The organism is Sporosarcina sp. P33, assembly GCF_002077155.1.
Taxonomy (GTDB): domain Bacteria; phylum Bacillota; class Bacilli; order Bacillales_A; family Planococcaceae; genus Sporosarcina.
The window spans coordinates 801,976-814,991 of sequence record NZ_CP015027.1 but is presented as its reverse complement, the minus strand read 5'-3'; the positions used below and the strand labels follow the sequence as shown (position 1 = coordinate 814,991).

Genomic DNA, 13,016 nt, shown 5'->3' with positions numbered 1-13,016 from the left:
GCCTAAACATAGCACACTATTCGCGCGCTAACCATTGAATCCGGCAATTGTAACAATAAATTAATATTGGAAAATAAAATGTTACAAAAAACATCAGGCTTCGAAATCTTCTTAAGAGATCGAAGCCTGATGTGCTTTCTATAAGTGGTTATAAATCTACTTTTGCGCGTTTGATTGCGATATCCGAATCTTCCCCGCCAGTCTTTTTCTTTGACCAGATCGTTGCAAGAATAGGGCCCGAAATATTATGCCAGATTGCACCCCATACACTTGGCAGGGCGGCAAGCGGTCCGAAATGGGCAGTTGCGAGTGCGACGCCGAGACCGGAATTTTGCATGCCGACTTCGAGTGAAATCGCACGTCTGTCGTTTTCATTCAAACCAAGCAATAACGCAATGAGATAGCCGAGCAGGAGCCCCAGTCCGTTATGCAGGAATACTGCGATAAACACAATTACTCCTGAACTTGCGACGTTCCCGCCGTTGGCAGACGTCACAGCAGCCACGATGATGAGAATCGCAGCGACGGAGATAATTGGAACGACGGAGACGCTTTTTGCGACAACCCCGGGAAAGAACCGCTGAATAAGCAGTCCCAGAACAATTGGTATGATAATGACCTGAACGATGGATTTAAACATCGACATGGCATCAACCGGAAGCCATTGTCCGGCCAGCACTAACAATAATAACGGCGTGACGATTGGCGCGAGCAATGTGGAAAGTGAGGTCATCGCGACTGATAACGCAAGATTTCCTTTTGCCAGATAGACCATAACGTTGGATGCAGTGCCGCCCGGGACACAGCCGAGCAGCACAAGGCCCGCTGCTAATTCAGGAGGCAGCTTCAATAAATACGCGATGCCAAATGCGATCAGCGGCATAACGACGAACTGGGCAGCGACACCGATGATGACCGGCAACGGATTCGTCAGAACAATTTTAAAGTCAGCTGCGCGCAATGTCAGCCCCATTCCGAACATGACTACGCCGAGCAAAATCGTAATGTACGCGCCTAACCCCAAGAAAGGACCGGGGAACATGAATGCGATGACTGCGGTAATAATGACCCACACTGCAAAGTATTTCCCTGCGATGGAACCAATCATTTCAAGAACTTTCATAGCTTTGTCTCCGTGCTGTCAAGTGGAAGAATTTTATTTGGATTAAGCAGGTTGTCCGGATCGAGTGCCCGTTTAATCTTTTCCATCACAACTAGAGCAGCGCCGTGTTCTTGTTCCTGGTACTTCCGTTTGCCTGTCCCGACACCGTGCTCACCTGTACAAGTACCGCCTCGCTCCAATGCGTAGAGAACGATTTTTTCGTTCAGTTCGTCAGCCTTGGCAATTTCTTCAGGATTGTTCACATCCATCATTAAAAGTACGTGGAAGTTGCCGTCACCTACGTGGCCCACAATTCCTGCGGGCATATCGAGGGATTCCACTGTTTCTCGCGCGTGATTCACTGCATCCGCCAGTTCTGAAATTGGCAGGCAAACATCCGTCACCATCAGTTTCTTTCCGGGATGTGAATGGATGAATGCATAGGCAAGGTTATGGCGGGCTTCCCATAGCCGATTTCGCTCTGCGTTATCCGTTTCAAATGCCACATCTTCGCAATGATGATCGGCAACAATTTCTTTGGTGAATTCGACATCCTGCTGCAGCCCGGCTTCATTGCCATGGAACTCAAGGAACAGTGTCGGTTTTTCCTTATAGTTTGTTTCGCTGAATAGATTTACTTGTTTCATGGATGGCTCATCGACCAGTTCGACGCGTGCAATCGGGATGCCGGCCTGTAAAATCGATACAACCGCTTCCACTGCATCGTTTACAGTCGGGAAAGAAGCGCGTGCTGCTGTCGTGAATTCCGGAATTCCATAGACGCGTAATGTCAGCTCTGTGAAGCAGCCGAGAATACCTTCCGATCCAACGAATAGTCCGTTTAAATGAAGACCGGATGCTGATTTTGCCGCTTTATTGCCTGTGTGGATTATGGTGCCGTCTGCCAGTACGACTTCAAGATCACGGACCTGATCACGCATGATCCCGTATTTCACGGAAGTGGTTCCGCTTGCGTTCGTTGCTGCCATTCCGCCAAGTGTGGCATCAGCGCCCGGGTCGACAGAAAAGAACAAGCCGTGTTTTTTCAGTTCTTTGTTCAGCTGAGAACGAGTGACTCCGGGCTGTACAGTCACTAGAAAATCCTCAGCCTGCACACTGAGGATCTGATTCATATTGGAAAAGTCAATCGTAATGCCGCCGTTTTCCGGAATGACGTGACCTTCCAGACTGGAGCCAAGGCCGAATGGCGTGACGGGGACGCGGTGCTTGCTGGAGACGCGCATAACGTGACTCACATCTTCGGCGGATGAAGGGAATACCACGATATCCGGTAATTTCATTGTATGGTAAGACTCATCTTTTCCGTGAAGTTCACGCACGGTTTTATTGATAGTCACCTGTTCTTCAGTCAATACCTCTCTTAAGGCTTGAATAATAGTTTCTGTTGCTGCTGTCATAGTTGATCTCCCCTTAAATGATGAATTGGTTGTATCACGCACAGTTTTGCTGGCTGACATGCGGTTGCTATAGATACAGTTATTATTTTATTATACTTAATTATCAGAATAGCACAAAGGTTATTTTATTAAATTCAGGTATTCTGCCTGTGAAGTTACCCGGTTTTTACATGTGAAATGACAGAATGCTGAAAACATTATAGTGGCTTGTTCTAAGGCCTATCAGACTTACAGTGCATTTTCATATGAATAAGAGAATGAAAAAATACAAGTGGCCACTTATTTTGTTCATTCTGCATCTGCACGTGATGTATAGGTTTTGGCTGAGGAGAGTGAAAAAATGAATACTATTGTTTTTGTGGAAACTACGAAAAGTGGTTCGAGCAGGGAAGCGATAAAAGCTGCGGATAGAATGGGCTATGTGACGGTTTTGCTGACGGAGAATGTGAAATTCATCGATCAGAGACTGGAATTCCCAGACGTCACGGAAATGATCCACGTAAGTGAATTGACGGAGGAGCAGATTCGCGCGAATATCCGCCTCTTACAGAAGCAGGGACGCAAGATTAAAGGGATTTTCAGCTTTGTAGATCCGTTTGTATCGATGACGGCATTGCTCATGAATGAATTATGTCTGTCGAAGATTTCAGGGGAATCCTACAGGAAGATGGAAGATAAAGTGCTGACCAGAACCGCACTGGCTGATAATCCAGTAACACCGATGTTTGCTGTTTATAATCCGGAAAATAATCTGCAGCAGTTTATCGCAGAAGAACACCGCTTTCCGCTCATTATTAAGTCCCCGTTATCGAAAGCGTCAAGGGATGTCTATCTGGCAGCAGACAAAAAAGAAATGACGACGATGATGAGGCGGATGCTGAAACTGTATCCAAATCAGAACATTGTAGTAGAAGAGTATTTGGATGGACCGCAATATTTGGTGGAGCTAGTCGTTGATCATGGCGAACTTCATATAGTCGCCGTAATCAAGCAAGATATTAAAAAAGAGTTGAAGTTCATTATCACGGGTTATGATTTTCAGCTCCAGCTCGAGAAAGAATTATATGCCACGCTTTATCAGGCGGTGGAATCTATTTGTCACGACTTGGGCGCAAAGCATGTGGCGTGCCATATAGAATTGCGCTATGTGCGGGGTAAATGGAAATTGATTGAGTTAAATCCGCGGATATCCGGCGGCGCGATGAACCGGATGATTGAAGAAGCATACGGTATTAACTTGATGGAAGAGACGTTAAAACTGTTTATGGGTGAAGAAGTTGACTTGAAACGAAAGCACGAACGTCATCTGTATACACACTACATTACTATCAGCACGTATGGATATCTATTGAAGGTAACAGGAAAGAATGCGGCGATGCGACAGGAAGGGGTGCGGGAAGTATATGTGAAACCCCGAAAAGGTGCCTATATGACACCGGCCGTTTCGATGGGAAGCAGATACGGATATGTTATGGCGACCGGCAATTCATCGCAAGAAGCTAAGAAAAACGCATTACAAGCCGCGAAAAATTTGAGGTTTTATATTGAACCTGAAGAGGAGAGATAGAGATGGTGACAGTAGGAATGTTGCATACAAGGAAACATCCGAAGAATGTGAGGAAAGCTTTTGCCTGTGCAGCGGTTGCTAAAATGGAAGGTGTTGGATTTTATTACTTTTCACCGAAAGATGTAAATTTTACCGCACGCCGGATTATGGGCTATGTCTATGAAAATGGCGAGTGGCTGCAGAAAGACCTGCCATTTCCGAATGTCATTTTCAACGCGGTGGGCATGAAAACGGATGAGGAAATAAAAGTCTATCAGCAGCTTAAAGATCTCATTCCGTTCACATCTTATTCAATCGGGAATAAAATGAATGTCTACAAACGGATTGAGAAAATGCCGGAGTTCGCAGATTACTTGATTCCGTCGATCACAATTGTGAATGCCGCTGAAGTGTTTGACGCGTTAAAAAAATATGAAAAAGTAATTGTAAAGCCTGTTTCCGGAAGTCAGGGGAGAGGTATCTGGTTTATTGAACAGGATGGGAAAAAGTACTGTACGATTTCAGGGGCAAAACACCAAACAATGAATAAAGAAGAACTGACGGAAGTTTTGCAGATGCTCATAAGTGATCAGGCGTATTTGGTGCAGCCGTATATTTTATGCCGGACAAAAGAAGGGAATCCGTATGATTTTCGGATACATGTGCAAAAAGACGGGCAGGGAAAATGGATGATTACAATCATTTATCCTCGAATTGGAGCCAAGGACAGAGTGACCAGCAATATTTCCCGCGGCGGCAGCATGGGCACGCTTTCATCCTTTTTAGAAAGGGAGTTTGAGGGGGAAAGCAGAAACATCCGAAAGATTTTACGAAAGTTTGCCGAACGGTTCACAAATGAATTTGAAAAATTATACGACGTTGAATTCGATGAGCTAGGAATAGATATTGGTGTCGATGAAAATCATAAGCTTTGGATATTTGAAGTGAATTGGAGACCAGGGAATGGCCAACTGGCGTTTGATGTAGCTAAAAATTTAATTCCGTATGCAGTTTATGTTGCTAATAAAGCAAAATAAGAGAATGTTTTAAATTAGCGCGTACACACCATTCAGTATGCTTCTATTGCAAACCCACAAGCAACTGCCTATCTCAGCGTCAATCTTTGTAATATATATAGGTAGAATGTGTTTATGACAATGGAAGGAGAGAAATCATGAATCATCCTGAATGCATATGTCTTTCGATGAAAAAACTGCTTGAAGAACAACAATGTCTTTCCAAACTGGGTGCCGATCTTCAATTTGTCTGCAAACGCTCCGTCCACGATACAATTCCTTTCAAACTCACAGGCTGCAAATTACACAAGCCGTTTGGCGCTTATTGCTCCGGCGTAAAATCACCATATTTCCGGGTAGAAAAAGTAGATATTGAGACGTGCTGCGCATTATTGACCATACTTGAAGGTGTGGATATGGAGGGGTATCCCACTGACTCCTGTACAGAACTTTATTCACTTCGGAAAACAAAGAAATGTATTATTGTGAACTTGAATTGTTTTTGCGCTATCACACCACTGCCGCCTTCCTTAGTAAACAAACCACTGCCTATTATTGAGCCGAAGAAATAGACATCCTCCGCATGCAGTGCTGGAATTTTCTTAAATTAATAACAGAAGAGATTACTCTGATCGCGGCATGAAGCCGCAACCAAATAAAAAACCTGGCAATTTTGCCAGGTTTTTTGCTTTATAGAATAAAAACATACACCGGAATTCCGCTTACGTACATCTGAATGAATCAATCTTCTGTAAATCCAGTCCATAATATTCCCATCGATAATGACGCGGATCCCATCGGTAACCAGCAATGGAGGTTCTGCCTACAAATGTTGGATAGTACCAGAATCCTTTATTTCGAGACGTCCATACATACGTGTACCTGTACAGACAGCCTGCTATGCCGCCCGGATCCACAGCCCGTAATAGGGAATCCGGATAACTTGGCGTCTGGCTCGGCGGTGCGGATGTAGGTGCACTTTGCTCAGGGCGCTGGCCGCCATGCTGTCCCGGATAGCCGTGTTGATCTCCGTGATGTCCGCCGGGATAGCTATGCTGATTTCCGTGATGTCCTGGATAATTAGGCTGCGGCGGATATCCTGGGAATCCTGGGAATCCTGGCTGTCCGGGATAACCATGCTGCCCTGGGTAGCCTGTATGTTCGGGATACCCATGCTGCTGTCCCGGGTGCCCTGGCTGCTGCCCAGGATAACCATGCTGTTGCTGCCCCGGATACCCTGGCTGCCATGAATGGTTCGGCTGACTTGGCGGCGCATGGTACGGCCACCCTTGCTGCTGATATCCTGGTTGCTGCGGCTGGCTTTGCTGATGATACATTTCATATTGTGGCTGCTGTCCCGGATAACCATCGGGCAATTTAGGGTACCACATTTCTTCTTCCTGCTGACTCAAACCATCACTCCTTCAATTCTATTTGCACCTGCAGCGTCAGACACATCGAAACGCATCGATCCGCTGCAAGTCAATCCCGATATACTCCCATCGGAATCTGTTTGCGTTCCATTGAAATCCTGCCACTGATTGCCGGCCGACGAATGTCGGATAGAACCAGAAACCGCGTCTCCTGGAAGTCCATACGTAGGTAAAGCGGTACAGACAGCCCGAAATAGCACCGGGATCTACCGCAAACGTCTGGAATTCAGGATAGCTCGGGATTTGACTGGGCGGCGCGGTTGTAGGTGCAGCAGCCTGCCCGCCTTGCCCCGGCCGATTCGGTTGCTGCCCCGGAAAATTCGGTTGTGCAGGGAAAGTCGGTGAACTTGGGAAACCCGGCTGTGGCGGGAAACCTGGTGAACCAGGGAAACCAGGGAAACTCGGCATGCCCGGAAACCATTGGGATCCAGGAAACCCTTGTGAACTTTGCTGCCCTGGAAACCACGATTGCCAAGGGGAAAATAATTGTGCCGTCGCGAAGCCTTGATACTCGTTTTCTTGCCAAGATTGCGCCGGGTATTGCGAATACCACATATACTCATCTTGCGGATTCAAATGATAACGCCTCCTTTTCTATTCGTTTTATCATATGCAGCCTGTTGGTCATTTGACCTTATCCTCTCTTCATTCGTCAGCTGTGTTAAACTATAGGAAAGGAAGTGGAACAAGATGAATGAAAATAAACCTCATATTTTAGTAGTGGATGGAATGGCGTTATTGTTCCGTTCGTTTTTTGCGACGGCACACAGAGGACAATTTTTCCGCAATGCATGGGATGTGCCGACGAATGGCGTCCAGGGATTTGCGCGGCATACGATGAGTGCCATCTCCATTTTTCAGCCGACTCATTTGGCGGTGTGCTGGGACATGGGAGCGAAAACATTCCGCAATGACCTATTTGCAGACTATAAAGCACACCGGCCGGCTCCTGCACCCGAATTGGTTCCGCAGTTCGACATGGCCAGAGAAGTATCTGAAGCTTTGGGATGGAAGAGTTACGGGATTCCGAATATGGAAGCGGATGATCTAATCGGTTCGTTGATTGAGACATGGAAAGGTGAAGCGAAGCTGACGGTGGTTTCGGGCGACAAGGATTTACTTCAATTATTGCAGCCTGATGTTTCGATTGCGTTGACGAAGAAAGGATTTACACAGTACGACGAATACAATGAAGCGCGCTTCGTTGAGGAATATGGAATTACACCATCACAATTCATTGATATGAAAGCATTCACGGGAGACGCGAGTGACGGTTATCCCGGTGTAAAAGGAATTGGGCCAAAGACGGCGCTGAAGCTGATTCAGGAGTACGGTTCAGTGGATGGTGTGCTTGCGGCACGGGAAGAATTAACTGCAGGTATTCAAAAGAAGCTGGCAGCCGATGAAGACATGCTGATGATTTCGAGAGAGCTTGCCGCCATCCATTGTGAAATTATCATCGATGATCCGCTTGAAGAGCTGGTCATTCCTGAGTTCACGGCTGACACGGCAGCCATCATGGAAGAGCAGGGCTACTCCATGATCGCAAAACAGGGGCTGGCTGTTTCACCGTTTTGATGGTTCGATTTTGATGAACGTTACGATTTTTTGATTCATGCCGTAGGGAATGGACCGGACACGGCTATCGCGATTTCTGCCGCCATGGTCATGGACAAGAATGTGAAGGTCACCCTTTACGTATTCATAACCGGCCATCACTACCCAGTGATAATCAAATGAAAAATTTCCGCGCCATCTGAAGTTGAACCATTTATCAAACTTCACTGCAACGGGGCGGCCCGCGTCAATCTGCTCCATCGCCTGCTGCAGATCGCATATTTTTACTGTCCAATCTGCGCCGAGCAAACGTCGGAACCTGCGGACAAATCGACAGGCAGGCAGACCTATCTTCGTGCCGCCAAGCTTTTTATACAGTTCATTAATAGAAAGAGTCTGATCGGCCGGGAAAAAATGCCGCAGCAAAACAAAAGCTGTAACAGGCCCGCATGCCGAGGGGCGGTAGCCGGGGTGAATATCATGGTCATACTGAGACTTGCCTTGGACGTCTATATATTTGGACATATAAAACTCCTCCTTCATTAATAAGTGGAACTGGATGAAAAGCTGGGCGCACATAAAACAACGGCAGGCGCTCAATGTTGCCGGCTGGGCGCTCATACATCCCGGCCAGCGCTTAATGTTATCGGTTAGCCGCTCATAACATCAAGCGGCGCGCTCAATGTCAAAAGTCAAGCGCTCATAACATCGGGGCAAGCGATCTTAGCCTGCAAAAATCACACATAAATAAAACAAATGCTGAGAACGAGAAGGTTCTCAGCATTTTCGTGTGTCAGAAATCAACGGTTCAGATCTTTACGCCATCCAAAAATTCTGTCACCTGAGCAGGGGACTTGGCATTCGCGCTGTGCAAGTGTGCATGCTTCTCACCGTTCTGGAAAATAAGCAGACTAGGAATCCCCATTACTTCATACTTTTCAGCAATTTCAGGAATAACGTCACGATCCGCTTCATACCATGTATAGTTATCGTATTTCTCCACAATCGGATCGATAAACATATCCATGCGCTTACAGTCAGGGCACCAGTCTGCCTCGAACTTCACCAGTACGGGCTGATCGTTTGCAATGATTTCGTTGAATTCTTCTGCAGATGTAATTTGTTTCACAATTATCGCCTCCATTCAATGAATAGTGTACAATGATTATAGAGCATTGGGTATTTTATTGCTTATTTTAAAAAATCTGATTAAATAGCAATTAAATATTGCGAAATAGTTTCAAATGATTTATACTAGCATTTATAAGCAACGCGTATTTTTTTTACGCCAGAAATGAATGAGCATTCATTCAAAGTTGAAAAGGGAGGATTGCACGTGACTTATCAAATTAGAAAAGCGGCAGTTTTAGGATCTGGAGTTATGGGTTCTGGTATTGCAGCGCATTTGGCCAATATTGGCATTCCTGTTCTTTTGCTGGATATCGTACCGCCGAAATTGGGGGCGGATGATGAAGCAAAAGGATTAACGGCGGAAAATCCGAAATTCCGCAACAAGTTTGCAGCAGGGGCATTGGAGAAATTGCTGAAACAGAAACCGGCACCTTTGACAACGAAGAATAACCTTTCATTAATTACACCGGGAAATTTCGAGGACCATTTAGATCAATTGAAAGATGTGGATTGGATCATTGAGGTCGTCGTTGAAAACTTAGATATTAAAAAGAGTTTGTATGAAAAGATTGAAACCGTACGAAAACCGGGAACAATTATTTCATCTAATACATCAGGCATCAGCATTGAAGCGATGGCAGAAGGACGTTCGGAAGATTTTCAGAAACACTTCCTTGGAACACACTTCTTCAATCCTCCAAGATACTTGAAATTGCTTGAGATTATTCCTACTCAGACGACATCGCCAGAAGTGGTGGAGTTCATGACAGTGTTCGGCGAAGATCGTTTAGGCAAGGGAGTCGTAATTGCGAAAGATACTCCGAACTTTATTGCTAACCGCATTGGCACGTACGGCCTGCAAGTCACATTGCACGAAATGCTTGAACGCGGCTATACAATCGGTGAAATCGATTCTATTACCGGCACATTAATTGGACGTCCGAAATCCGCGACATTCCGTACATTGGATGTAGTGGGGCTTGATACGTATATGCATGTTGCGAAAAACGTCTATGATCAAACGGCCGGCGATGAACAGAGAACGTTTGAATTGCCGGATGTCGTAACAAAAATGATTGAGAATGGCTGGATCGGAGCAAAAGCAAAACAAGGCTTCTATGTTAAGAAAGACCGCGACATTCTAGAACTGGATATGAGAACGCTTGAATATATTCCTACACAGAAAATGAAAGCGCCTTCAATTGAAATGGCGAATCAGCAAAAAGGTTTGGCTAATAAGATAAAGACGCTGGTTTACGCTAAAGATCGTGCAGGAGAGATTTTATGGAATACGTTAACACCGACGATGCTTTACGCCGCACAGCTTCACGGTGAGATTGCCGATGATATCGTCGCGATCGATAACGCGATGAAATGGGGCTTCGGATGGTCACAGGGACCGTTTGAGATATGGGATGCGATCGGCGTGCAAAAGTCTGTCGGTCTGCTGAAAGAAGAGGGCAAAGAAATTCCTGCTTTCGTACAGTCGCTGCTCGATAAGGGCTATGAAACTTTCTATAAAGAAATAGACGGCGATCTGTACTACTTCGACGGTTCAGATTATCAGGCTGTACAAGTGAATGAAAAAGCGATCAACCTTAAGCAATACAAGAAAAAACATGGTGTTATCAAGAAAAACTCGGGTGCAAGCCTGATTGACCTTGGAGACGGCGTAGCATTACTGGAATTCCATTCACAATCTAATGCGATCGGCCTTGATATCATTCAGATGATCAACTTCGCAGTAGATGAAGTGGAGAAGAACTTTAAAGGGCTTGTCATCGGTAATCAGGGGAAAAACTTCTGTGTCGGTGCGAACCTTGGCATGATCTTGATGGAAGCACAGGATGATAATATCTTTGAACTCGATTTTGTAATCCGTTCATTCCAGAATGCGATGATGAAAATTAAATACAGCAGCAAACCGGTCGTTGCAGCACCGTTCCAAATGACGCTTGGCGGCGGGGCGGAAGTTTGTCTGCCGGCAGCGCATATTCAGGCATCTATGGAAACGTATATGGGATTAGTGGAAGCAGGGGTAGGCTTAATACCAGGCGGCGGCGGTAACGTCAACCTGTATCAGAAACATTTAAAAGGTTTGCCGAACGGTGTGCCGACTGATTACCAGCACATTGCCAATAAAGTGTTTGAATCGATTGCGATGGCAAAAGTATCAACTTCTGCCGATGAAGCAAGAGAAAATAACTTCTTAGACTTTGCGGATAGCGTGAGCGTCAATCCCGATCATCAGATCTACGATGCGAAGCAAGCGGCATTGTCTCTATATGAAGCAGGCTATACAGCGCCGAAAAAAGAGAAAGTTCCAGTGACTGGCGATTCAGGCTATGCAACGTTATTGCTGGCAGCTGAAGGGATGTACGGATCCGGTTTCATCAGTGAACATGACTTGAAAATCGCGAAGAAACTGGCATACGTCTTGGCAGGCGGTAAAATTCCGTATGGCACGCGTGTCGATGAACAGTACTTACTAGATTTAGAGCGCGAAGCATTTTTAAGTTTGGTGGCAGAGCCGAAATCGCAGCAGCGCATGCAGCATATGCTTGTAAAGGGCAAACCGTTACGTAACTGATGAGAGATAGTTAAAGGAGGAAACAGAATGCGTGAAGCAGTAATTGTAGCCGGTGCTCGAACACCGATAGGAAAAGCAGGAAGAGGATCTTTAGCGACTGTCCGTCCTGATGATCTCGGGGCGCTGACGATAAAGGAAACATTGAAGCGTGCAGGAAATTATGACGGGCCGATTGATGATGTAATTATCGGCTGTGCCATGCCTGAAGCAGAACAGGGAATGAACGTAGCGCGAAATATTGGCGCGCTGGCTGGGTTACCGGATACGACACCTGCCGTTACGATCAACCGTTTTTGTTCGTCAGGTTTGCAGTCTATCGCTTATGCGGCAGAGCGTATTATGCTTGGCCACTCAGAAGCAATTTTGGCGGGCGGCGTCGAGTCGATGAGTATGGTGCCGATGATGGGGAATACGATTCGTCCAAACTTTAAATTAGCGGAAGAAGCTCCTGAATACTACATGGGAATGGGACATACAGCGGAGCAAGTGGCGCAAAAGTATGGCATCTCCCGCGAAGATCAGGATGCATTCGCAGTAGAATCACATAAGCGTGCAGAAGCAGCCATTAAAGAAGGAAAATTTGTCGATGAAATCGTTCCGGTTGAAGTTACGAAGCGTTTTGTCGGTGACGACGGCAAGTATCAGGAGCAGCAAATGGTCTTCGAGATGGATGAAGGCGTGCGCCCGGGAACAACCAAAGAGGTGCTAGGTAAATTGCGCCCCGCGTTCGCAGCCAAAGGTTCTGTTACGGCAGGAAACGCATCACAGACGTCTGACGGTGCTGGAATGGTTTTGGTCATGGATTCAGAAGTTGCAGAGCAGCGCGGATTGAAGCCATTGGCGAAATTCCTTTCATTCGCAGTAGGCGGCGTACCACCCGAAATCATGGGGATCGGGCCGATTGAAGCAGTGCCAAAAGCATTGAAAATTGCAGGGCTTTCTATTGAAGATATCGATCTGTGGGAGCTGAATGAAGCATTTGCTTCCCAGTCACTTGCTGTCATCCGTGAGCTTGGACTAGATATGGAAAAAGTGAATGTCAACGGCGGTGCGATCGCGACAGGTCATCCGCTGGGGGCCACAGGAACCGTCTTAACATTAAAATTAATTAATGAACTGAAACGTCAAGGGAAAAAATACGGTGTCGTTACGATGTGTATCGGCGGCGGAATGGGTGCAGCGGGAGTATTTGAAGTTCTATAAATAAAAAAACGTTCAAACAG

The 13,016-nt window shown here is 46.1% G+C and carries 12 protein-coding genes; 6 read left to right on the top strand and 6 right to left on the bottom strand.

What is annotated here, in order from left to right:
- Positions 1-148 precede the first annotated feature (148 nt).
- On the bottom strand, positions 149-1,123 hold the full coding sequence (locus SporoP33_RS04035; RefSeq protein WP_081242545.1) for a bile acid:sodium symporter family protein: 975 nt from the start codon (positions 1,121-1,123) through the stop codon (positions 149-151).
- On the bottom strand, positions 1,120-2,520 hold the full coding sequence (locus SporoP33_RS04030) for an FAD-binding oxidoreductase (RefSeq protein WP_081242544.1): 1,401 nt from the start codon (positions 2,518-2,520) through the stop codon (positions 1,120-1,122). The genes SporoP33_RS04035 and SporoP33_RS04030 overlap by 4 nt, the downstream gene beginning before the upstream one ends.
- A 340-nt stretch (positions 2,521-2,860) precedes the next feature.
- Between SporoP33_RS04030 and SporoP33_RS04025 the strand changes: the two genes are divergently transcribed.
- The 3 genes from SporoP33_RS04025 to SporoP33_RS04015 all read left to right on the top strand — a co-directional run bounded on the left by SporoP33_RS04025 (position 2,861) and on the right by SporoP33_RS04015 (position 5,654).
- Complete coding sequence (locus tag SporoP33_RS04025; RefSeq protein ID WP_081242543.1) at positions 2,861-4,087, top strand: ATP-grasp domain-containing protein; 1,227 nt, start codon at positions 2,861-2,863, stop codon at positions 4,085-4,087.
- Between the two features lie 2 nt (positions 4,088-4,089).
- Positions 4,090-5,103: a YheC/YheD family endospore coat-associated protein gene (locus SporoP33_RS04020; protein WP_081242542.1), complete on the top strand. Its 1,014-nt coding sequence runs from the start codon at positions 4,090-4,092 to the stop codon at positions 5,101-5,103.
- Between the two features lie 137 nt (positions 5,104-5,240).
- Positions 5,241-5,654: a CotY/CotZ family spore coat protein gene (locus SporoP33_RS04015; RefSeq protein ID WP_081242541.1), complete on the top strand. Its 414-nt coding sequence runs from the start codon at positions 5,241-5,243 to the stop codon at positions 5,652-5,654.
- 150 nt (positions 5,655-5,804) lie between these two features.
- Here SporoP33_RS04015 and SporoP33_RS04010 read toward each other — a convergent pair whose 3' ends face one another.
- Both SporoP33_RS04010 and SporoP33_RS04005 read right to left on the bottom strand, forming a co-directional pair.
- A complete protein-coding gene (locus SporoP33_RS04010; protein ID WP_081242540.1) occupies positions 5,805-6,494 on the bottom strand; it encodes a hypothetical protein in 690 nt (229 codons plus the stop codon).
- Positions 6,495-6,530: 36 nt separating this feature from the next.
- Positions 6,531-7,091, bottom strand: a complete 561-nt coding sequence (locus tag SporoP33_RS04005) for a hypothetical protein (protein WP_081242539.1) — start codon at positions 7,089-7,091, stop codon at positions 6,531-6,533.
- Between the two features lie 114 nt (positions 7,092-7,205).
- On the opposite strand from SporoP33_RS04005, the gene SporoP33_RS04000 reads away from it, so the two are divergent.
- Positions 7,206-8,093, top strand: coding sequence for a 5'-3' exonuclease (locus tag SporoP33_RS04000; RefSeq protein WP_081242538.1), 888 nt, complete (start codon positions 7,206-7,208; stop codon positions 8,091-8,093).
- Here SporoP33_RS04000 and SporoP33_RS03995 read toward each other — a convergent pair.
- Entirely contained in the window at positions 8,082-8,597 is a 516-nt protein-coding gene (locus tag SporoP33_RS03995; protein WP_081242537.1) for a C39 family peptidase, read from the bottom strand. The genes SporoP33_RS04000 and SporoP33_RS03995 overlap by 12 nt on opposite strands.
- A gap of 283 nt (positions 8,598-8,880) precedes the next feature.
- On the bottom strand, positions 8,881-9,201 hold the full coding sequence (locus SporoP33_RS03990) for a thioredoxin family protein (protein WP_081242536.1): 321 nt from the start codon (positions 9,199-9,201) through the stop codon (positions 8,881-8,883).
- Between the two features lie 207 nt (positions 9,202-9,408).
- On the opposite strand from SporoP33_RS03990, the gene SporoP33_RS03985 reads away from it, so the two are divergent.
- Positions 9,409-11,793, top strand: a complete 2,385-nt coding sequence (locus SporoP33_RS03985) for a 3-hydroxyacyl-CoA dehydrogenase/enoyl-CoA hydratase family protein (RefSeq protein ID WP_081242535.1) — start codon at positions 9,409-9,411, stop codon at positions 11,791-11,793.
- A gap of 27 nt (positions 11,794-11,820) precedes the next feature.
- Positions 11,821-12,996: an acetyl-CoA C-acetyltransferase gene (locus SporoP33_RS03980; RefSeq protein WP_081242534.1), complete on the top strand. Its 1,176-nt coding sequence runs from the start codon at positions 11,821-11,823 to the stop codon at positions 12,994-12,996.
- Positions 12,997-13,016: the final 20 nt, after the last annotated feature.

What these genes read in the sequence shown, in the direction of transcription:
- SporoP33_RS03980 (WP_081242534.1), top strand. Translation starts at nt 11,821, where the DNA reads ATGCGTGAAGCAGTAATTGTAGCCGGTGCTCGAACACCGATAGGAAAA.
- SporoP33_RS04000 (WP_081242538.1), top strand. Translation starts at nt 7,206, where the DNA reads ATGAATGAAAATAAACCTCATATTTTAGTAGTGGATGGAATGGCGTTA.
- SporoP33_RS04020 (WP_081242542.1), top strand. Translation starts at nt 4,090, where the DNA reads ATGGTGACAGTAGGAATGTTGCATACAAGGAAACATCCGAAGAATGTG.
- SporoP33_RS03995 (WP_081242537.1), bottom strand. Translation starts at nt 8,597, where the DNA reads ATGTCCAAATATATAGACGTCCAAGGCAAGTCTCAGTATGACCATGAT.
- SporoP33_RS04015 (WP_081242541.1), top strand. Translation starts at nt 5,241, where the DNA reads ATGAATCATCCTGAATGCATATGTCTTTCGATGAAAAAACTGCTTGAA.
- SporoP33_RS04030 (WP_081242544.1), bottom strand. Translation starts at nt 2,520, where the DNA reads ATGACAGCAGCAACAGAAACTATTATTCAAGCCTTAAGAGAGGTATTG.
- SporoP33_RS04035 (WP_081242545.1), bottom strand. Translation starts at nt 1,123, where the DNA reads ATGAAAGTTCTTGAAATGATTGGTTCCATCGCAGGGAAATACTTTGCA.
- SporoP33_RS04025 (WP_081242543.1), top strand. Translation starts at nt 2,861, where the DNA reads ATGAATACTATTGTTTTTGTGGAAACTACGAAAAGTGGTTCGAGCAGG.